The sequence below is a fragment of the Methanosarcinales archaeon genome (assembly GCA_014859725.1).
In the GTDB taxonomy this organism is placed as follows: domain Archaea; phylum Halobacteriota; class Methanosarcinia; order Methanosarcinales; family Methanocomedenaceae; genus Kmv04.
Genome location: JACUTQ010000003.1, coordinates 18,217 through 39,188 on the forward strand (window position 1 = coordinate 18,217; position 20,972 = coordinate 39,188).

The window sequence follows — 20,972 nt, forward strand, 5'->3', positions numbered from 1 at the left end:
ATCTATGGTTCTATAACATAGAGTCCAGTGTCATCATCCCTTCTACTTCATCCTCATCTATTATTGAGTACTCAAACACAGATCTGCGTATGCTGATTGGTGATCTGGCCCTGACAGCCAATGAAATGCAATCACTGGGCCTGGCATCTATTTCGATAGTGGAACCATTATATGAAATACTTAACCTGGCATAATAGATACCATCTTTAATCTCGTCAATAAAAACTTCATTTATTTTCGCATCCATGCGGTCAATAATGTTTATCACGAGGTCATGGGTCATTGGCCTGGGAGTGACTTCATCATTTAGTGCAGAGTTTATCGAAATCCCCTCTGACACCCCTACATATATGGGCATGATCTTCCCATCTTTATTAGAGATGATGACAATAGGAGTAAGACCATGGATGGTACTGGTCATAAAAACGCCATCTACTTCCACCTGGATAAAGTCATCCATAATATTCAATTCCCAGAGGATAATAAAAAGGTTTTGTAGAGAAAATTAATGATCCTGATAGAATATCTTGATTCCGGCTGCAGTATTGGCAAGCAGCTGCTGTGCCAGCTCCTGGGTTGGCCATGAGCCCAGGCCGCAATCAGGTCCTGCATATTTTATACAACCATCAAATATCTCATGGATATTACCTAGCCTTTTGGCTATTACTTCAGGTGTTTCCATCCGGGTGATAACCTCAGGGAGTTTATCCTGTTCTTTCCAGACATTGGTATTATATTTTTCATTTAGTACAGCTGTCAGTCCGAATATGTCAGTACGGGCTATACCCACCCTTAGAAATGTATCTGATGCTTCCAGGTCCTTGCGGTCGATAAGTTCCAGATATGATGGGTTAGCCGCAGATTCAACTCCGATAACATTAATGGTCGGAACCTCACACACCAATTTATAATTTAAGGGGGAATGGAGGTGTATCTCGGTATCTATACCATGCTCGTGTGCAGTCTCGCCTGCAATGGTAAGGGCCTGGATAATATAGTCATCGCTATGCATGATCTGGGGGTGTATTCCAATACTGGGTTCGTCGATAGAGACTGTTTTGACCTGAATGTCGCTGTGCTGTTTTATGGAATTCTTTATAAACCTGTCAATACTTCTGGCAAAGGTAAGCAGGATGTCCCCATATGATGTACTTCCGAACTCTTGCTGGTATAATTCAATGGGTCCTGTAACACACACCCTGATCTTCAAAGGCTCCCCGTTTTGCTCTTTATATTTTTTAGCAAGGTCAGAAATGGCTTCAAGTTCCAGTATCTTTGCCTCGGACTTTTTGACCATTAACGGTGATTCAGTGCATTTCGGATTATCGATGATTCTGAGGAACTGCCTGTTCATATCCTGAAACTGGGGATATGTGGGTACTTCCACTCCTGCAGTTATTTTCTGTTCCATTGCCTGTGAAATGATCTCGAATAAACGTTCATCCTCGTTCCTGGTCGATACGGCCTGTTCAATCCATTCCCTTGAAACACCAGCAGGAAGAGGGAAGCTTCCAATATCATCATAAATTATTTCAAAATCCATTACGACCACATATGATATATCTTATGTAAATAATACTATTGCCAGATTAATAAAGACTGTTTGATTTAAACAAGTTTACTTGATTTAAATGAAAGGATATTTTTTGGGTACTCTTATATATATGTATGCAATGTAAATCCCGAATGAGCCAAAAAAGGAGTGAAAATAATGAATTTAATCGAGGAAGCACAAAAAGGTAATATTACAGAAGAAATGAAGGAAGTGGCTGTGGCAGAAGGAGTGGAGCCGGACTTTGTAAGAAGGGGAATAGCTGCTGGTAGGATAGTCATTCCGATTACACCTTACAGGGACATCAAATATTGTGGAATAGGTAAGGGTCTTCGCACAAAGGTCAATGCTTCAATAGGCACATCATCAGATATCTCAGACATCGATATGGAAATCGAGAAAGCAAAAGTTGCTGAAGCTGCGGGTGCAGATACCCTTATGGAACTTTCCACTGGCGGAGATTTTCTCGATATAAGAAAACGTGTAGCAGATGCCATCTCGCTTTCAATAGGTTGTGTTCCTCTGTATCAGGCATTCATTGAAGCTGCCAGGAAATATGGATCAGTGGTGGATATGAAAGAGGACGAGCTCTTCAAAGCCACCGTGGATCAGGCAAAGCTGGGTACGAACTTCATGGCAATTCATACAGGTATTAACCGGATTACAGTAGACCGGTTAAAAGCCCAGGGCCGGTACGGAGGACTCTGTTCCAGGGGCGGCTCTTTCATGACTGCCTGGATGATCCATAATGAAAAGGAAAATCCCCTGTACAGCGAGTTCGATTACCTGCTGGAGATCATGAAGGAACATGAAGTTACCCTGAGCATGGGTAACGGGATGCGTGCCGGCGCAGTACACGATGCTACTGACCGGGCCCAGATCCAGGAACTTGTAATTAATTCAGAACTCTCAGACATAGCACACGAGGCTGGTGTCCAGGTAATAGTGGAAGGTCCGGGACATGTACCCATTGACGAGATCAAGACCAATGTGACCCTGATGAAACGCATGAGCGGTGAAAAACCGTTCTATATGCTGGGTCCGCTGGTATCTGATGTGGCGCCAGGATACGACCATATTGTCACCGCGATCGGAGCTTCCATATCCAGTGCTGCAGGTTGCGATTTCCTTTGCTACGTTACACCTGCCGAGCATCTGGCTCTCCCTAACGTGGAAGACGTAAGAGTGGGCGTCATCACCTCAAGGATAGCTGCACATATCGGTGACATGATCAAACTGGGCAAGCGCGATCAGGATCTGGAAATGGCCCGGGCCCGCAGGGACCTGGACTGGGAGAAGATGTTTTCACTGGCCATTGACCCTGAACATGCCAGGGCGATCAGGGACAGCAGGGCACCTGAGGATAATGAAGCATGTACCATGTGCGGGGAATACTGCGCCCTTAAAATCGTAAAAGAGAATTTTGATATTGGGAAATAGGAATTTTTAGAGACTGCCCCTCGATCGGGTAGTCTATTTTCTTGTTAGATTATTTTATCATTTCTCGGATTTTTTCGGCAGTCTTGGTTATCTCATACAATCCCATTCCGAATTTTATGTCTGGTCATATGATTTCTTTGTCAGGGATTCAACTTGTTTTTGACTACCTCGTCCTTTTCCCATTTTATTTATCGTTTTGGACAAAGTTTGTTAGGATCATTATTATCATCTAAAGTATATTAAATATTATTCGATAGGTTTATACTTATAGTTTTCATTCCAAGTACGAATTATAGAGGAATACTAGCTAATAAAGGAAAGGATATTATATGAAAAGTAAAGTGGTTTTGGCTTATTCAGGCGGTCTTGATACATCAGTATGTATCCCGATTCTAAAAGAATATTATGACTTTGAATATATTATTACTGTGATAGTTGATGTCGGCCAGCCTGAGGACGATGTGAAAAATGCTGAAAAAAAGGCCAAATTGATCAGTGATAAGAATTATACAATCGATGCCAACGCCGAATTTGTTAACGATTACATTTTTCCGCTTATTAAGGCCAACGGGAATTATGAGGGTTACGTACTGGGGACAGCAATAGCACGGCCCCTTATTGCTAAAAAGGTGCTCGAAGTGGCAAATTCTGAAAATGCGCAGGCAATTTCCCATGGCTGTACAGGGAAAGGTAATGACCAGTTAAGATTTGAAGCTGTCTTTCGCTCATCTGATAAGAAGATACTTGCTCCCATGAGGGATATGAACCTGACCCGTGAATGGGAGATCGATTATGCTTTAAAGCACAATATCCCGGTTTCTGTAACAAAGGAGAAGCCGTGGAGCATTGATGAGAATATCTGGAGCCGCAGCATTGAAGGCGGCCGGCTGGAAGAACCGGATTATATTCCGCCTGAGGAGATCTACGAATGGACCCAATCCCCTGAAAATGGGCCTGAAGCCGAAATTATCGAGATCGGATTCAGGGCGGGAATTCCAATATCCTTGAATGGTACTGAAATGGATGGCGTTGCCCTGATAAAGGAACTTAACAGGATCGGCGGAATTCATGGTGTGGGACGAACCGATATTATCGAGGACAGGATTCTGGGCCTTAAAGCCAGGGAAAATTACGAACACCCGGCAGCCACTATACTGTTGACTGCCCACAAGGACCTTGAAAAGCTGGTTCTTACAAGGCGTGAATTGAGTTTTAAAGGACGAGTCGATGAGGAATGGTCTGAATTGGCATATATGGGACTGGTGGATGAGCCGTTGTATAGCGATCTAAATGCATTTATAGATAGCACACAAGCCCATGTAGAGGGAATGGTTAAGCTCAAACTGTATAAGGGATGTGCAACCGTAGTTGCCAGGCATTCACCCTATATGCTGTATTCGACAGACCTGGTCTCATTCAATGAGTCCTGCATTGACCAGAAGGATGCTGAAGGGGTGGCCAAATATCACGGATTCCAGGGTAGACTGCATCAGAAGGTAAAGAAATAAGGATTATATTATCGGACTACACAACAGTCCCCCTTCACAGAAAATCTTATAAATCATGACCATACTTTATTTTATTCAGAGTTGGTATGAAAATTGTATTAAGTCAAAGTGCATAATTTTTATATTAATTCTTTTTTCGTTAAATGGAGGGTTAATAATGTCAAAACTTGCAGTTGTATATCTAAGTACTCAGGGAAATACTAAAATTATGGCTGAAGCAATAGCTGATGGTGCAAAATCGAGGAATATGGATGTAGAAATTAAGAGTTTCTATGATTGGAAACCCGAAGAGGCTGCGGCCGCTGATGCGATAGCTATAGGTTCTTCCACATTTCATTATACCATTCTTCCACCTATAGAAAAATTCATAGATACGATGGTAAAGACAGGAATTAAAGGAAAAGTAGGTGTAGCATTTGGCTCATATGGGTGGAGCGGTGAAGCCCCGGGAATGATCGCAGATAAGATGCGAAAAGGGGGAATGGAAATATTAGATCCGGTACTGAGGGTACAATATAAGCCGGGTGATAAGGATATCAAAGAGTGCAACCGGTTAGGTAAGGATATTGCCGAGAAACTCAAGAAAGGATAACTAATCGATAGGTAAAAGTGGGATTGTGGCATATTTTATAGATATGCCCAACCTTCTTGAAGAATCATTAAAAGCAGCTCCTATCGTTAAACGGGGGGAATACCATTATTTTATTCACCCTATTTCAGATGGTGTACCATACCTGGAGCCCAGTCTATTAGAAGAGGTCACAGACAGGATATTAGCAGTAGCAGAACCAGGATTCGATAAGATACTTACTATTGAAGCTATGGGAATCCATATTGGAACCGCCCTTGCACTAAACACTGGTATACCTCTCTCAATTATCAGGAAAAGACCTTATCATCTTCCCAATGAAGTTGAGATCGACCAATCTACAGGTTACTCAAAAGGCAAACTGTTCTTGAACGGAATATCTAAAGGAGATCGTCTGATTATTATCGATGATGTGATCAGCACCGGGGGCACGATGAAAGCAGTCTGTTCGGCTGTTGAAAAGATCGGTGCAGTAATCTGTGATGTGGTGGTAGTAATTGAGCGGGGTGCAGGGGCTGAGCAGTTCAGACGTACGGGATATCCGCTTAAGACCCTGGTGAGACTTGAAGTAGATTCGAAAGGCGTGAAATTAATTTAATTAATTTTCTTCAAATATGAACAATTCTTCTATATCAAGCAGTTTTGATTTCGACCTGGACAGGGTTGTTGGATTAATAGAAAAATCAGGTGCCAGCACCGTAGGGCTCCAATTTCCTGAAGGGTTTAAAAGGCTTGCGTTCTCAATTGTCCGGGAAGTTAAGAACCGGACATCAGCTGATGTAATTATTTCCGGGAATCCGTGTTACGGGGCATGTGATATCGATATGGCAATTATGGATTCTGTGGATATACTGTTCCATTTTGGCCATTCTGAATTAGAAGGTGGGCTTGATAATGTTATATATATTGAAACACCCTCAAAAGCCGATATTAGACCGGTTGTGGAAAAAGCAGCAATCGAATTGGGATCAGGTACTCTTGGGTTATTGACAACTGTACAGCATGTTCATCAAATGGAAGAGACAAGATCTATCCTGGAATCAAAAGGGATTACCTGCAAATTTGGCCCTGGTGATTCCAGGATAAAATATCCGGGTCAGCTGCTCGGATGCAATTTTTCAGCAGCAGATGTGGAGTGCGACCAGTATATGTACATTGGATCTGGCAAGTTCCATCCACTCGGAGTAGCAATTGCAACCAAACGAAAGGTCTTGGCAGCCGACCCTTTTACAGATACAATAGAATGGATTGACCCGGAAAGGATATTGCGTATTCGATATGGGATAATTACAAAATGCCTTGATGCTAAAATCTTTGGGATTATCGTATCAACCAAGATCGGGCAGAACAGGGAGATGCTGGCAGAAGAACTGGGACGATTAGCTGAAAAACACAACAAACAATACCTCATAATATCACTGGATAATATCACCCCGGATGCACTGTTGCAGTTCAAGGTAGATGCTTTTGTAAATACCGCATGTCCACGCATTGCAATAGATGATTCAAATCGGTACAATATACCTATACTTACACCAATGGAGTTCGAGATCGTGCTTGGGGAGCGGGATTGGGACCAGCTGGTATTTGATGAGATCAGGGATGATACGTAAGGTTATTAAATATTGAATATAATGTGAGATTGAGGTGACTTCGATGTCCAAATATAAAAAAAGAGATATGGAACGAAAAGGCGATCGAAAACAGGAAATTCTTGAAAAAAAACTGATTGAGAATAATCTTGAATCTTTGACAACATCGGAAGGGGAAATTGCTGAGTTGCCTGAAGAGGAGTAATACTTTTTGAAAATACGGGTTAAGGTCCTGGCCGGTGGGGTTAATGAAAAATCTATTGATGTTGAACAGGGAAGCACTTATTATGATGTGTTAGCCTGTCTTAAGATAAATCCGGAGACCGTTATTATCATGGTGGACGGGAGGCCTGTTCCAATGGATGAGATGGTATCTGCTGACTATCTTGAAATATTAAGAGTCGTATCAGGCGGATGAATCTGGTAGTTGGTTTTCTTTTACCTATCCTCTGATGATCTCCCAACCTGACCTTAACACCTGCCTGTTGGTAACGAATCTGACAATGGGCGGAAATATCCGAACTGGGGTGATAGCAGCTGATGCACTCATGTCCCAATCCAATATTGACCTGGTAAAATCCGGAGTGAATTGGAAATTCTGCCCCATTTGCGACGACCCTTTAACAGCATGAAGGTACCCTGTAAGAATACCTGTAAGTCCTGGGTCTTCCATGCCGTAAGTGGTATCAATTGAGAGATGCCTGAACCTGATAGTGGTGAGTAGTTCTCTGAAAAACCTTAATAGCGGTTTTATAACATTGTGGGATTTAATTAGTGGGATTTTTCGGGTTTTCTTAGATTCCGGGGGTTCTTTAGTATCTGCGGATTCTTCAGTATCTTGTAGTTTGGCAGTATCTTTGGTTATTGTTGGTTTTTGTTTATGCTGGAAACTGATCATTCTATGGCTGAAAAGCAGGATGTCGGTTTTTTCATCCTTCAATGAATGTCTTAATTTGATTATCAGCCATTTGATAGATATCCTGCCGTCGATTGTTCCTCTGAATCTATTAGATTCGACATGGACTATTACCGGAAACAGCAAAAGACCCAGGACTATTAATATCAATGCAATGAGAATCCCGGGTATCAGCTGCCAGGTCATACAATCCTGAATTGGAATGTCTTATTTATTCCTCAGTTTGTTCGGATTTTGCAGCCTTTCTCTCTTCCATTACTGATTTACATTTATCCATCACATCTGGCAAAACATCGGCTAGTTGGGCCAGCGTACCTTTATCTTTAATGGTAAGCAGTTTGATGTCGTCCTGGGTCATCACAAGAAAAGCCACGGGTGTGATTACAGCTCCACCGCCGCCGCCGCCGCCTGTACCTTCATCTTTGCCGTTTTTCTTACCTTCTCCACCGCCGCTGCCAAATCCAAAACTTACCTTTGTGACAGGAATTATCGTTCTGCCGTCAAGTGTAATATGTTCTCCCACAACGGTCTTTGTGGAAATCATCTCACTGATTTCTTCGGTAATTGTCTTTATCATTTCTTCAACTATCATCGATTACAACCCCTTGTTGAAGTAAAATTAAACGTGATTATATTTGTAGTATTTGGTCAACTGGTAATTGAAAAGTCCCAGGATATTTTTTCATGTATAGTTCTGAAAATATTTCGAATCAGATTTTGCCAGTAAATATCAGGCCAAGAAGATTTTTTAAAGAGGCTCAAAGCTCAGAAACGGATCAATCCATCACGACATCTTACAATAATCGTTGAAGCAGCAGTAATGTGATAAATAGCCCCTTTTTAAAAGTGTTTCTCGATAAATCGAGTTTCTCTGCAATTGCCCTTGTTCCCATTTTGGGATTTCGCTTCTTTAAGTTCCTTATTGTTATCCAATCTTCCACTAAGATCATCCCCCAAAACCTCCTACAATAAAGCAGGAGTATTTTAATAATAGGGTGGGTCAATTTTTGGTGGGAATTTTCATAAATATCGATTTTCCGATTATTAAAAGCAATTTGTTGGTATAAACCAGAAAAAATACAGATAATTTTAAAAAAAAATGGGATAATCAGAATCCCTTTAACTTCCATTTTTGCTTATTTTTCTAATTTGTTAATTCAACACCTAGTTATCTGTTTGTCATAATGTCTGTGTTTGTCATGTCTGTGTTCGTCGTGATCCTCGTGTTCTTCATCGTCTTCATCTGCATCATCATCATCGGGTGCTGGATCAGGTGCTGGTTCTGGCTCAGGTGCCGTATGATGGCACTGGCCATCGCAGGCGCTGCTATCGGGTCCGTAGCTCGGTAATGCTGAAGCTGCCGGTATTGCAACAATAGCTAATACCATTACTACCAGCAATCCACTAATAAAATATTTCTTTTTCATTTTATTTCCTCCATTCTCTAGTTTTATGGATTTGATTTACACATTATCGCACCCCTAATTTTGAGTGCGAAAATATAAAATTAATAATATATGGACATGGATATAATAATTATGACCATATGTTTCTCAATTATGGGAAAAACAAAAATTTTGAATGATTCAACTTAAAGGTCATGTCTCCGATCAATTGAAAATATTTGATATGTGGAACGGCAAGAGCCACCGGGTATGATAAAGATACTATTTGCAGATGGCTGACATTGCAGGAACACATTGTAAAGAAGTTACCGATTACTTTTTTCAAGAGCTTGAGCTTGGCCAGGTGTAAATAGATGAGATATGGTCATATAAAAAAAAGGAAAAAAAGTGACTGATGACAATCCTGATGAATATGGTGATGTTATGCACTAACAGCAAATTTCAAATGTTGCATCCTTCATAGATGGATATTTTAATTTCTTAATTTTCAGTACCTCACTAAAAAACCTCATTGATTCATTCATCTGATACACCCTACTGAGGACTTAACTTTTAATCTATGTCTCACCCATTCTTCAATAAGAAGAATAAAGACAAAGCCATACATTTTTAAGAAGAAATGAGATCATGCATAAAAATATCTAACCGTTGTATTTTTGGATGATGTTCTTGGTTAATAGCCAAAAAAATTATGGGATTTAGATGAAAAACCAGGAATGGATATATTCCCTAAAAAGCAGAGTTAAGGTTTTATAATATAATATAAGTATAAATTTAAAGGTTGTGGGATATATGTTTAATAATTATGGTAAATGTGGTAATGCTTGTCAGATATGCATGCATTTTGACTTGACTTGCCGGGGTTGTCTAGCTGAAAGCGAAGATAATCCTGATACTTACAATTGTGTCATCTTCAATTGTGCTACAAATAAAAATGTCCAATCATGTCTTAGTTGTATTGATTTCCCCTGTGATCTCATTGAAAGCCTCTCAAGGGATTATTGCCCCATACGCAGCAAAAAACATTTACAAGTTCCATAGTGAATTTTATTTTTACATAATCAAACAGATGGATGAATGATATTTGATTAAGAGCTACGGTAAATGTGGTAATGCATGCGAGTTATGCATACATTATGATTTATCCTGTAATGGTTGCTTAGCTGAAAACAAAGATAAGTCTAAAATTTACAATTGTATCATCTTCGATTGTGCTACTGATAAAAAAGTTCAATCATGTCTCAGTTGTATTGAATACCCATGTGATCTTATCAGAGGTCTTTCAAGGAGTTATTGTCCAATACATAGTGTGAAATTCGTAAGGTTTCACAGAAAAAAATAATTTTTCATTCAGGTTTCATATTAATCTTAAAATATCAAGAGTAACAGCTGATTGCAGAGGCAAGAATTTCCATCCCTGCTTCACACGGCTATCCGAAGAAGTATGACTATGAATACAGGCTTAGCGGTGTATGTAATATTTTTCTCGCTGTAAGCTATCGGCGCATGGTGTAGATAACCGAAAAAAAAGCGGTACTGGGTTTATTTTCTTGAAGAGATTGCAGATCAATACAAACCGAGCATAGGACAAACATCTTCAGCCCCAACCACGCCACCCCGTAATAAAATTGCGGGGCATCCGTGCACATTTTGGATTGTTAGCCATTAATCAAGTCTATTTTTAATTATTTTCGCAATTCTTATGGCTTCTTTTTTGCTTTTACCTTTTTCGTCTGTGACCGCCAAATTTACGTGATTATTATTATAAACAAACAATATTCGAGTTTTTTGGATATCTGTATTTGTGTCAGTGTGTGTCAGAACAATCCCCAATGTGTGGATCGCCCCAATTTATATCAATACCTGATCCAAGTTCGCCCACGAATTCGATAATAAATTCTTCTTTGGAAGTACCCTTTAAGTTGGTAATATATTCTATCGTTGTAGAAGGATTCGAATCGTATTTATATAAGATAATTCTCACTACTCGGCCTGATTGATCCGTCCAACGCGATTTTTCCCCGACATTTCGATAACCTATTGGCAGAGTGGCTCCATAAGTCAGATCGGTCAGATTACCAAATACATATAACGTGTTTTTTGGAACGGCAAAAAAATGATAATTAGGATCTAACGTAAGTCCCCGAACATCACTCTGTATAACAATCGAATCGGTTGTTTGATCATCAGATTCCTGATTATTCTGGTGGCTCGCTGGAGTGTCAGTATCTGTTTTTTCTTCACCGATACAACCAGCAATAAAAACAATGCCCACAATTAAAATGCAGGTCAGCAATAAATTTCTTCATGGATTGCCCTTTGATGTAATCTTTTATTTTGAGTTTCATTCCATTTCACTTCTTTTCAGTCACTATACCCCGTACTTGAAGGATATGGGGCTTGTTAACGTTTTTTGGCATATAATGGTTTTTATTTAAATCCTCAGATTAATGTAAATATCTTTGACATCTTGCATGATTTTACTATTTCGAAATACCATTATTAAATATTTACCACATCACAACTCTATTATTTTATATCCCTGTGATATGACTGCAAAGATCTAACATCAATGCGCTTTTCCCGGGTAGCTCTAATACCTCTGGCAGCAGCCAGTGCGGCGGCTGTTGTTGTGTAGTATGGGATATTGTACTTGATAGCAGATTTTCTGATATAGCTATCCTCATAGACACTCTCCTTGCCAATTGGCGTATTGAGCACATATTGAATCTCGCCGTTATGCATGGCATCGACGATATTGGGCCTGCCTTCATGCAATTTCTTTATAATCTCACATTCAATTCCGTTCTCTTTGAAATAAGCAGCAGTGCCACTGGTAGAAAGAATTCTAAAACCTATGGAGACCAGGTCCCTGGCAACCGGAAGAGCGCGCTGCCTGTCGCTGGCAGCAACAGTGATCAGCGCAGTACCGTTCAAAGGTGGTGTAAATCCGGCAGCCACCTGGGACTTGAAAAAAGCGATCTCGAATGATTGGGCAAGACCAAGCACCTCGCCTGTTGAGCGCATCTCAGGTCCCAATACAGGATCCACCTCAGGGAACATGTTGAACGGGAATACAGTTTCCTTTACTCCGAAATGTGAGTATGTGCGCTTATGCACATCCAGACTTTCCAGTTTCGCACCCAGCATCACTTCCGTTGCCATGCGTGCCATGGACACGCCGGTAACCTTTGACACCAGCGGTACGGTACGCGAAGCCCGGGGATTTGCCTCAAGAATGTAGATCTTGTCATCCATTATGGCATACTGGATATTCATAAGGCCAATGATCTTGAGTTCAGTGGCAATTCGTTTGGTATATTCTTCCAGGGTCTTGATGTGTACCTCTGATATCCCGATCGGTGGCAATACACAGGCGCTGTCCCCGGAATGGATGCCGGCCAGCTCAATGTGTTCCATAATGGATGGAATGAAAACATTCGTACCATCAGATATGGCGTCCACTTCACACTCAAGAGCATCTTCCAGGAACTTATCAATAAGCATGGGTTTCTCAGGTGTGATCTCGATGGCACCCATGACATATTTTGTTAACATTTCCTCGTCAAAGACAATTTCCATGCCCCTGCCGCCAAGCACGTATGAGGGACGAACTACCAGAGGATACCCAATACGTTCAGCCACCTTCAAGGCTTCATCCAGGGATGTGGCAGTACCGGGATCAGGCATGGGAATTTTAAGTTTTTCAATGATCGCCGCAAACCTTTCACGGTCTTCTGCCAGGTCAATGCTGGTTACAGACGTTCCCAGGATCGGCACCCCGGCAGCTTCCAGTTCTTCGGCAATGTTCAGGGGGGTCTGACCTCCGAACTGCACGATCACGCCATCCGGTTTTTCTTTTTCATAAATGCTGAGCACATCTTCCACAGTTATGGGCTCGAAATAAAGTTTATCTGAGGTGTCATAGTCCGTGGAAACCGTTTCAGGATTGCAGTTGACCATGATCGACTCATATCCCAGGTCTCTCAGTGCAAAGGCAGCATGTACACAGGTATAATCGAATTCGATGCCCTGCCCAATACGGTTCGGCCCGCCGCCCAGGATCATGATCTTCTTTCTGTCCGAGACCGGTACCTCATCCGGGGCATTGTAGGTTGAATAATAATAGGCTGCATTTTCAGCTCCGCTGACAGGCACAACATTCCATGCTTGCCGCAGGCCCAGGTTCAGACGCTGCTTGCGGATATCCTTTTCAGGTACTCCCAGTATCTTACTCAGGTATTTATCTGAAAAGCCGTCTTTCTTGGCTTGAATAAGCAGGTCACCGGGCAGCTCCTCACCCTTATAGCTGAGAATTTCTTCCTCCAACCGGACCAATTCTTTCATCTGATTGATGAACCAGGGTTTGATGTATGTGATCTCATATAGTTCATCGACAGACACCCCTTTTCGCAGCGCTTCGTACATGATGAACTGGCGCTCTGATGACGGCTCCATGAGCAACTTGCACAATTCGTCCAGTTCCAGGTCATTGAAATTCCTGGCAAACCCCAGGCCGTAACGACCGATCTCTAAAGACCGTATGGCTTTCTGAAAGGCTTCCTTGTAATTCTTGCCGATACTCATGGCCTCCCCGACGGCTCTCATCTGGGTGCCTAATCGATCAATCGATCCCGGGAACTTTTCAAACGCCCAGCGAGCGAATTTTATAACCACATAATCCCCGGAAGGAGTGTATTTATTAAGTGTTTTGTCCCGCCAATAAGGAATGTCCTCCAGAAGAAGGCCTCCTGCCAGCTTGGCTGACACCAGTGCAATAGGGAACCCGGTCGCTTTGGATGCAAGGGCCGATGAGCGGGAGGTACGGGGATTGATCTCGATGACAACAACCCGGTCGGTCTCAGGATCATGTGCGAACTGGACGTTTGTACCCCCGATAACACCGATGGCATCAACAATTAGGTATGAATACTCCTGCAGCCGTTTTTGAAGTACTTCATCAATGGTAAGCATGGGAGCAGAACAGAAGCTGTCGCCAGTATGTACACCCATTGCATCGATATTCTCAATAAAACAGACAGTGATCTTGTTACCGTCGGCATCCCTCACCACCTCCAGTTCCAGTTCTTCCCACCCCATTACTGATTCTTCCACAAGAATCTGCCCGATCAGACTGGCTGATATGCCACGGGCAGCAATGGTGCGAAGTTCATCCACATTATATACGAATCCTCCGCCGGTCCCACCCATGGTATAGGCAGGTCGGATCACTACAGGATAACCGATCTCCTTTGCGATTTTTTCTGCACCCTCAACAGTTTCTGTGGTCTCGCTGATGGGGATTTCCAGGCCTATCTTATTCATGGTTTCCTTGAACAAGGTCCGGTCTTCCCCTCTTTCGATGGCATCAGCCTGGACTCCTATGATCCTGACACCGTATTTTTCCAGCACGCCTTTTTTGTAAAGCTCGGATGAAAGGTTCAATCCTTTCTGGCCGCCCAGGTTTGGCAGCAATGCATCAGGTCGCTCTTTCTCGATTATCTTCTCGAGAGTTTCGAGGTTTAGCGGCTCTATGTATGTTATATCTGCCATCTCAGGATCGGTCATGATGGTAGCAGGATTGGAATTAACCAGAACAATTTCATAACCTAACTGACGCAGCGCCTTGCATGCCTGCGTACCTGAATAGTCGAACTCTGCAGCCTGGCCGATGAGTATGGGCCCGGATCCTATAATTAATACTTTATGGATATCATTCTGTTGTGACATGGTGCACCTTTCCTGGGGTACCTTATTCCTAATACACGTTAAATATCCTTTTGTTCTTGAATCTTAATAAAGCAGAAAAATAACATAGCTATTCTGCTTTTAGTTCCCATACTGCCAAACGTATCAAGATATGGATAACATTTGCTGGGGAGGGTTTATGATCGTTGGGTGAAATAATGGAAAAAAGGCACATGGAGAAAATACAATCAAGAATGATAAGTAGCGGTGTTCCTTCCCTGGATGAGGTAATACAGGGTTTCAGGCTGGGTGATAATATAGTCTGGCAGGTTGACGACCTGGATGACTATTCCTTTTATGCTGACAGGTTCATTCACCAGGGAATCAGGGACGGTTATCAATGCGTTTATATCAGTTTTGCTCCCCATAACCCGGTGCTCAAACCAAGGGAATATCTGGATCTAATAGAGGTTGACCCGGGCAAGGGGTTTGATTTCTTCAGCAGTGAAGTGCACAGGATAATAGAGAAATACGGCAAACAGGTTTTTTATGTCTTTGACAACCTGTCCTCCCTGGTCGTTGAATGGGCCACAGATGAACTTCTTGCCAACTTTTTTAAAGTCACCTGTCCTTACATGTTCGAACTTGATACGATTGCGTTTTTTGCCCTGACAAGGGGCAAGCACAGTCATTCTGCGGTTGCCAGGATACGGGATACAACTCAGATACTGATCGATGTGTACCGTGTGGACTCCAGAATTTACTTGCATCCTTTGAAAGTCTACGACCGTTATTCTCCACAGATGTTTTTGCCCCATGTTATTTCCAATGGAAAGCTGGTGCCTGTATTCAATAGTGGGGATGCTGCAGCAGTTTCCACCAGCCATCGTAAGAAGGTCCTCCAGAGTACCAGTACCATTGCTCCATGGGACAGCGTGTATAAAAAACTAACACAGTACTGGGAAACCGGTATGGTGTCACAATCCACAGAAACAATAGCCCTCAAACAGGAACTTTCACGGATGATCATAGGGAATCATCCCCTTTTCAATAAACTTGCTGACAATTATTTGACCCTCGAAGACCTTTTGAATATTAGAGACCGCATGATCGGGTCTGGCAGGATTGGGGGGAAAGCCGCGGGCATGTTGATTGCCAGAAGCATTCTGCTTAAAGACGGTGAAAACCGCGATTTTTCAGGAATTCTGGAGGCACATGACTCATTCTATATCGGATCAGACGTATTTTTCACTTTTCTGGTGGATAACGACCTTTTTCGTCTGAGGCTGCAGTTATCAGAGAACTCCAGGCTTACGAGGGAAATGTTCAAAGAGGTGGAAAATCGTTTCCTTAACGGAAAATTTCCGGAAGAGATTACAGAACAGTTTCGCAACCTGATAGACTATTTTGGACAGGCACCCATAATTGTGAGGTCCAGCAGTTTACTGGAGGACAGTTTTGGCAATGCGTTTGCAGGCAAATACCGGAGCGAATTCTGTACCAACCAGGGCAACCCTGATGAAAGACTTGAAGAATTTATAGGCGCCATTAAGCTTGTATATGCAAGTGCATTAAATCCAGACGCCTTTTCATACAGAAGGGTCCACGGTCTCGAAGATACCGATGAAAAAATGGCAATTCTTGTACAGCGTGTATCTGGTATACCATATAAGCACTATTTCTTTCCGACCCTTGCCGGTGTGACATTTTCAAAAAATCTTTTCGCCTGGACTCCCCGTATAGACCCAGAGAAGGGAATGATCAGACTGGTATTCGGTCTGGGTACCCGTGCAGTGGACAGGGTTGGCAGGGATTATCCCAGAATGATAGCAATCAGTCATCCGGAACTCAGACCCGAGATAGGCATGGAAATTACAAAATATTCCCAGTGGGAGGTCGATCTGCTTGACCTTAAGGATAATGAGTTCAGGACACTGCCTGTTTCTGAACTGAACACTGATGGTGACTACCCCAATCTTAAATTATTTATGTCCTTATACAAGGACGGTTATCTTTATGACAAGCATACCGGACGTATAGACGGGGTATCGGGCAATCTTATTCTAACTTTCAACAACCTCATAAGAAAGACCGATTTTGTAGAGAACATAGGAGAAATGTTGAAAATAATCGAAAAGGGTTATGACTACCCGGTGGATATGGAATTTACAGCATTTGTGGATTCAAATAACAGGACGAGAATCAACGTATTACAATGTCGTACCATGAAGATACCAGGTATAACCGGTCCCGTTGTCATACCGGCTGATATACCTCAGAAAAATATCTTATTCAGGTCCAGCAAGATCATTAATGGGGGAGTGATTAGTGATATTCGGTACATAGTCTACATAGACCCGAGAGTGTATGCAGGGATTGAAGAACTGCATGTGAAGAAATCAGTGGGGCGTGTGGTTGGCAGGATCAATGAACGACTTCGTCTGGATGGGGAAGCATATATTTTAATGGGACCCGGGAGGTGGGGCAGCAATAATATTGACCTTGGTGTAAACATAACCTATTCAGATATAGACAATACTGCCGTTCTTGTTGAAATTGCCAGGGGGGGAGGCGGCCATACACCTGAAGTATCCTATGGTACACATTTCTTCCAGGATCTGATGGAAGGCCATATCATCTACATGCCTGTGTATCCTGATACACCTGAATCAGAGTTCAATGAGGAATTTTTCGAAGTATCAAAAAATATACTGGCCGAACTGTTGCCTGATGACAAGATGTTTTGCAGTTTTATCAAACTGATAGATGTTCAATCCTCAGAATCTGTTGCACACGCTGCAGTCGTGGCCGATCCCCAGAGCCAAAGCTCTCTCTGTTATCTTATGTCCGCTTCCTCGCCCTGATACAGAGCCTGGAAAAAGCGCAAAATTGAAAATCATTATGCCAATTTCTGTGGCCTAAAGAGATACAGAAAGTTTTATGTTAATTTTAAGGTAATAGGTTGCCTCTGGATAATTTTTCACGATTTTTAGTAGAAAGCTTTTAATAAGAAATAAGGAAACGGCAAGTCCATACCTATTATATTTGTTTTGAAAAATAGTTATACTTTTATAGTATTTAGTAAGTAAGTGTGTGAAATTATCAGGAGGAAGAAAATTATGGAGAATAATCCGTTTGAGATATCGCAGCGGCAGTTGGATGAGTGTGCAAGGATTCTCGAGTTAGAACCCAGTGTACAGGCAGTCCTTCGAGTACCGATGCGTGAACTGCACATGTCATTACACGTACGTATGGATGACGGCAAGGTCCGTGTATTTCCAGCCTACAGGGTTCAATATAATGATGCCAGAGGCCCAACAAAAGGTGGAATTCGATTCCATCCTGATGAGACCATTGACACTGTGAGAGCTCTTGCTGCCTGGATGACATGGAAGTGTGCACTGCTTGATCTGCCTCTTGGCGGAGGGAAAGGGGGAGTGATCTGTAATCCCAAGGAGATGTCTGATGCTGAACTGGAACGCTTAAGCCGGGCCTATATTCGGGGTTTATCCCAGTTTATCGGTCCGGATAAGGATATCCCTGCACCTGATGTCTATACAAATCCGTTAATCATGGCGGCCATGATGGATGAGTATTCAAAAATTCAGGGTAAGAATGTATTCGGTGTTATTACCGGTAAACCGCTATGTGTGGGTGGCAGCTGCGGGCGGCAGGATGCAACAGCCCGTGGCGGCTGGTATACTATTAGAGAAGCTTCCGATGAAATTGGACTGGACATTCAAAATGCCACCGTTGCCATCCAGGGCTATGGGAATGCAGGATATTATGCAGCATCCCTTGGTAAATCCCTGTTTGGGTGCAAAATAGTGGCTGTCAGCGATAGCAAAGGTGGAATATTCAACAAGGAAGGACTTATTCCGGATGCAGTGTATGAGCATAAAACCAAAACCGGTTCTGTAATCAATTTCCCGGATTCTGAACCCATTACTAATGAAGAACTCCTGGAGTTGGATGTTGATATACTTATTCCGGCAGCGCTGGAAAATATCATCACAGATAAGAATGCTCAGAACATCAAAGCCAAGATCGTCGCTGAGCTGGCTAACGGTCCCACCACGCCGGAAGCAGATGACATCCTGTTTGAAAATGGTGTTCATCTGATACCTGATTTCCTCTGCAACGCCGGTGGAGTGACAGTATCCTACTTTGAGATGGTACAGAACCTGTATATGTACTACTGGGATGAGGATGAGGTTTACAGGCGTTTGGATAAGAAAATATCTGATTCATACCATTCCACATTGCATGCTTCCAAAAAATACAGCATTAATATGCGTAAGGCTGCATATACGGTCGCTGTGGAACGTGTGGTTGAAGCAATGGAACATCGCTGTTGGGTTTAATTCCCTAAACAAGGTTAAAAAGAAGAAAATATGTGAGACGTTGCTTATGAAATTGAGCAACGTCATTTGAGTTATACTTGTTATGCCAGGATAGTCTCTGTTTGGTAGAGGATATCTTCCGCTTCTTGTCTGTAGGCATCCATCACATATGGTATACCTGATATTCTGGTAGCCTCTTCAGTAAGACTCATGAGGTCGTTTCTGGATATTGTGGACAAAGAGAAATTCCTGCTTCCTGCCATCAATTGTTGCAATCCTGTCCTGGTCTTCTGGCAGTAACTGTATATTCCAATAGCGCCCAGCGGGATGTCCTTGACATCACTGCCGTACTTATCAAGTAGTTCCTCGTAGTGTACAAAGATTTCCTCTGGTCTGCGCCCGAATTCTGACACAGTCTTTGGCAGGTCATCTTCCTCGATCCATTTCGCAATGTTCTTCCCCACCATACCAGGGATCATAAGTCCACGACCCATGCATACTGCTTTCACATCGGGGGCGCCCATTGCCAGAGCTTTGAATATCCCGTCCTCGCTTGAGAATCCTCCGGCCATTGCCAGATCAGGTACTCTCTTACCCCGAGCTTTTAGCTTCTCTGCAAACTCATGTACAAGGCTCTGGAGATAGAACGTGGGTATGCCCCATTCATTCATCATGGGCCAGGGGCTCATACCTGTGCCGCCTGGTGCACCATCAAAGGTGACAAGATCCAGTTTTGCTTCGGTCCCGTATGCCAGCGCCATGGCAGTTTCCACCATTGAATATGCGCCAGTCTTAAGTGTAATCCGCTTGAATCCCAGATCACGCAGCCGGTCGATCTCTGCCATAAAGTCTTCTCTGGTAACGAATCCCAGGCGGGAATGTCGTTCAAATTCCCTTATAGCTCCGATCTTATAGGCTTCTTTGATATCGTGTGCTTCAGGATCAGGTGTAACTAAGTATCCCCTTGCCTTCAATTCTCTGGCTCTGTCAATATCTTTAACCTTGATCTCGCCGCCTATGCATTTTGCACCCTGGCCCCATTTGAGCTCAATGGTATCCAGATCGTGTTTACTGCTTACATATTCGGCTACACCCAGTCTGGTGTCTTCTACATTCATCTGGACCAGGATCTCGCCATAACCCTCATGGAATTTTCTGTAGGTATTGATCCTTCTATCCATCTCAGGGGATTTGTTGATCTTGCCCTGGGAATTTAGTTCCAGTTCAGGATCAACGCCGCAGACGTTCTCTCCGCAGACCAGGGTAATGCCCGAGATGGCCGCACCTATGGCAAAATGTTCCCAGTTCTTTCGTGCAATATCTGTGGAGCCCAGGGCACCCGTGAATATGGGCAGTTTCATCTTGACCTTATGGTTCCAACCGTATTCGGTCTCGGTATCGACATTCGGAAATATGGCAGTGTCGGGCCCCGGCATCACATCGATCGGGAGTCCGTACGCACCCACTGCATATCCCTGTATGTTCAGGTGGGAATAGTCTACCGGGTAATTTTTATCGGCTCCTGCCGTACTTTCGCCAAAGGGTCCGGGGTATAATACTTCCCTGCCCCTGAATGTGGCTTTAAATATCTCGCAGTTGCCTCTGCACCCGTCTACGCACCGGGTACAGATTCCGGAAACCGGAGCCACACTCCTAGAGCGGTTAGAGGTTCCGGTAGCTTCATTTGCATTTGGTATTCTAAGATTCACGATTTAGCCTCTTGGTTTTTAGGCAGCTAGTGATGGCTACAGTAACACTTTTCCTGAAATGTAACCCCCTGATAAAAAAGGTATGATTTCTGGAGTTTTCCAGGTATTAGATGTGTTGGCAAAATGAATCTGGAGGGGTTATATTTCAGGTAAGTATTCTGTCGACCGCCAATAGGCAACCGGTAGATTACTATCTAACTATACTATAAATAATTATCCCTAACTTGGG

19 protein-coding genes are annotated in these 20,972 nt (G+C 42.9%); 11 read left to right on the forward strand and 8 right to left on the reverse strand.

The genetic code is table 11. The features are described 5' to 3' along the window. Positions 1 to 10: 10 nt before the first annotated feature. Positions 11 to 460: a bifunctional nuclease family protein gene (locus IBX40_00610; protein ID MBE0522830.1), complete on the reverse strand. Its 450-nt coding sequence runs from the start codon at positions 458 to 460 to the stop codon at positions 11 to 13. Positions 461 to 505: 45 nt separating this feature from the next. Next, complete coding sequence (locus tag IBX40_00615; GenBank protein ID MBE0522831.1) at positions 506 to 1,543, reverse strand: methionine synthase; 1,038 nt, start codon at positions 1,541 to 1,543, stop codon at positions 506 to 508. A 168-nt stretch (positions 1,544 to 1,711) separates the two neighbouring features. Between IBX40_00615 and thiC the strand changes: the two genes are divergently transcribed. The 7 genes from thiC to IBX40_00650 all read left to right on the forward strand — a co-directional run bounded on the left by thiC (position 1,712) and on the right by IBX40_00650 (position 7,099). Then, entirely contained in the window at positions 1,712 to 2,992 is a 1,281-nt protein-coding gene (thiC, locus tag IBX40_00620) for a phosphomethylpyrimidine synthase ThiC (protein MBE0522832.1), read from the forward strand. Positions 2,993 to 3,321: 329 nt separating this feature from the next. Then, positions 3,322 to 4,500 carry an argininosuccinate synthase gene (locus IBX40_00625; protein ID MBE0522833.1) on the forward strand — a complete coding sequence of 393 codons (1,179 nt, stop codon included), beginning with the start codon at positions 3,322 to 3,324 and terminating at the stop codon, positions 4,498 to 4,500. Between the two features lie 157 nt (positions 4,501 to 4,657). Beyond that, a complete protein-coding gene (locus tag IBX40_00630) occupies positions 4,658 to 5,092 on the forward strand; it encodes an FprA family A-type flavoprotein (GenBank protein ID MBE0522834.1) in 435 nt (144 codons plus the stop codon). Positions 5,093 to 5,135: 43 nt separating this feature from the next. Then, positions 5,136 to 5,687, forward strand: coding sequence for a purine phosphoribosyltransferase family protein (locus tag IBX40_00635; protein ID MBE0522835.1), 552 nt, complete (start codon positions 5,136 to 5,138; stop codon positions 5,685 to 5,687). 16 nt (positions 5,688 to 5,703) lie between these two features. Then, positions 5,704 to 6,702: a diphthamide biosynthesis enzyme Dph2 gene (dph2, locus tag IBX40_00640; protein MBE0522836.1), complete on the forward strand. Its 999-nt coding sequence runs from the start codon at positions 5,704 to 5,706 to the stop codon at positions 6,700 to 6,702. 43 nt (positions 6,703 to 6,745) lie between these two features. Then, the gene (locus IBX40_00645; GenBank protein MBE0522837.1) at positions 6,746 to 6,886 is read left to right on the forward strand and encodes a hypothetical protein; all 141 of its coding nucleotides are present in this window, start codon (positions 6,746 to 6,748) and stop codon (positions 6,884 to 6,886) included. Between the two features lie 6 nt (positions 6,887 to 6,892). Continuing rightward, entirely contained in the window at positions 6,893 to 7,099 is a 207-nt protein-coding gene (locus IBX40_00650) for a MoaD/ThiS family protein (protein ID MBE0522838.1), read from the forward strand. A gap of 24 nt (positions 7,100 to 7,123) precedes the next feature. Here IBX40_00650 and IBX40_00655 read toward each other — a convergent pair whose 3' ends face one another. The 3 genes from IBX40_00655 to IBX40_00665 form a co-directional block, all read right to left on the reverse strand. After that, positions 7,124 to 7,783, reverse strand: a complete 660-nt coding sequence (locus tag IBX40_00655) for a DUF2953 domain-containing protein (GenBank protein ID MBE0522839.1) — start codon at positions 7,781 to 7,783, stop codon at positions 7,124 to 7,126. Between the two features lie 25 nt (positions 7,784 to 7,808). Beyond that, entirely contained in the window at positions 7,809 to 8,189 is a 381-nt protein-coding gene (locus tag IBX40_00660; protein ID MBE0522840.1) for a sporulation protein, read from the reverse strand. 565 nt (positions 8,190 to 8,754) lie between these two features. After that, entirely contained in the window at positions 8,755 to 9,024 is a 270-nt protein-coding gene (locus IBX40_00665) for a hypothetical protein (protein MBE0522841.1), read from the reverse strand. 816 nt (positions 9,025 to 9,840) lie between these two features. Here IBX40_00665 and IBX40_00670 point away from each other — a divergent pair. Then, positions 9,841 to 10,044: a DUF3795 domain-containing protein gene (locus IBX40_00670; protein MBE0522842.1), complete on the forward strand. Its 204-nt coding sequence runs from the start codon at positions 9,841 to 9,843 to the stop codon at positions 10,042 to 10,044. Positions 10,045 to 10,087: 43 nt separating this feature from the next. After that, complete coding sequence (locus IBX40_00675) at positions 10,088 to 10,345, forward strand: DUF3795 domain-containing protein (protein ID MBE0522843.1); 258 nt, start codon at positions 10,088 to 10,090, stop codon at positions 10,343 to 10,345. A gap of 465 nt (positions 10,346 to 10,810) precedes the next feature. Here IBX40_00675 and IBX40_00680 read toward each other — a convergent pair whose 3' ends face one another. Together IBX40_00680 and carB are read right to left on the reverse strand one after the other, a co-directional pair. Continuing rightward, positions 10,811 to 11,299: a hypothetical protein gene (locus IBX40_00680; GenBank protein MBE0522844.1), complete on the reverse strand. Its 489-nt coding sequence runs from the start codon at positions 11,297 to 11,299 to the stop codon at positions 10,811 to 10,813. A gap of 233 nt (positions 11,300 to 11,532) precedes the next feature. Next, positions 11,533 to 14,733, reverse strand: coding sequence for a carbamoyl-phosphate synthase large subunit (carB, locus tag IBX40_00685; GenBank protein MBE0522845.1), 3,201 nt, complete (start codon positions 14,731 to 14,733; stop codon positions 11,533 to 11,535). Between the two features lie 176 nt (positions 14,734 to 14,909). Here carB and IBX40_00690 point away from each other — a divergent pair, with 176 nt between their 5' ends. Then, positions 14,910 to 17,555, forward strand: a complete 2,646-nt coding sequence (locus IBX40_00690; protein ID MBE0522846.1) for a PEP/pyruvate-binding domain-containing protein — start codon at positions 14,910 to 14,912, stop codon at positions 17,553 to 17,555. Between the two features lie 252 nt (positions 17,556 to 17,807). Beyond that, on the forward strand, positions 17,808 to 19,055 hold the full coding sequence (locus IBX40_00695; protein MBE0522847.1) for a Glu/Leu/Phe/Val dehydrogenase: 1,248 nt from the start codon (positions 17,808 to 17,810) through the stop codon (positions 19,053 to 19,055). Positions 19,056 to 19,135: 80 nt separating this feature from the next. Here the strand turns inward: IBX40_00695 and IBX40_00700 are convergent, their stop codons facing one another. Beyond that, entirely contained in the window at positions 19,136 to 20,743 is a 1,608-nt protein-coding gene (locus IBX40_00700; GenBank protein ID MBE0522848.1) for an FMN-binding glutamate synthase family protein, read from the reverse strand. Positions 20,744 to 20,972 lie beyond the last annotated feature (229 nt).

Excerpts from the sequence above, each read along its gene's own strand:
- IBX40_00610 (MBE0522830.1), bottom strand. The coding sequence starts at position 460 with ATGGATGACTTTATCCAGGTGGAAGTAGATGGCGTTTTTATGACCAGT.
- IBX40_00615 (MBE0522831.1), bottom strand. The coding sequence starts at position 1,543 with ATGGATTTTGAAATAATTTATGATGATATTGGAAGCTTCCCTCTTCCT.
- thiC (MBE0522832.1), top strand. The coding sequence starts at position 1,712 with ATGAATTTAATCGAGGAAGCACAAAAAGGTAATATTACAGAAGAAATG.
- IBX40_00625 (MBE0522833.1), top strand. The coding sequence starts at position 3,322 with ATGAAAAGTAAAGTGGTTTTGGCTTATTCAGGCGGTCTTGATACATCA.
- IBX40_00630 (MBE0522834.1), top strand. The coding sequence starts at position 4,658 with ATGTCAAAACTTGCAGTTGTATATCTAAGTACTCAGGGAAATACTAAA.
- IBX40_00635 (MBE0522835.1), top strand. The coding sequence starts at position 5,136 with ATGCCCAACCTTCTTGAAGAATCATTAAAAGCAGCTCCTATCGTTAAA.
- dph2 (MBE0522836.1), top strand. The coding sequence starts at position 5,704 with ATGAACAATTCTTCTATATCAAGCAGTTTTGATTTCGACCTGGACAGG.
- IBX40_00645 (MBE0522837.1), top strand. The coding sequence starts at position 6,746 with ATGTCCAAATATAAAAAAAGAGATATGGAACGAAAAGGCGATCGAAAA.
- IBX40_00655 (MBE0522839.1), bottom strand. The coding sequence starts at position 7,783 with ATGACCTGGCAGCTGATACCCGGGATTCTCATTGCATTGATATTAATA.
- IBX40_00660 (MBE0522840.1), bottom strand. The coding sequence starts at position 8,189 with ATGATAGTTGAAGAAATGATAAAGACAATTACCGAAGAAATCAGTGAG.
- IBX40_00665 (MBE0522841.1), bottom strand. The coding sequence starts at position 9,024 with ATGAAAAAGAAATATTTTATTAGTGGATTGCTGGTAGTAATGGTATTA.
- IBX40_00670 (MBE0522842.1), top strand. The coding sequence starts at position 9,841 with ATGCATTTTGACTTGACTTGCCGGGGTTGTCTAGCTGAAAGCGAAGAT.
- carB (MBE0522845.1), bottom strand. The coding sequence starts at position 14,733 with ATGTCACAACAGAATGATATCCATAAAGTATTAATTATAGGATCCGGG.
- IBX40_00690 (MBE0522846.1), top strand. The coding sequence starts at position 14,910 with ATGGAAAAAAGGCACATGGAGAAAATACAATCAAGAATGATAAGTAGC.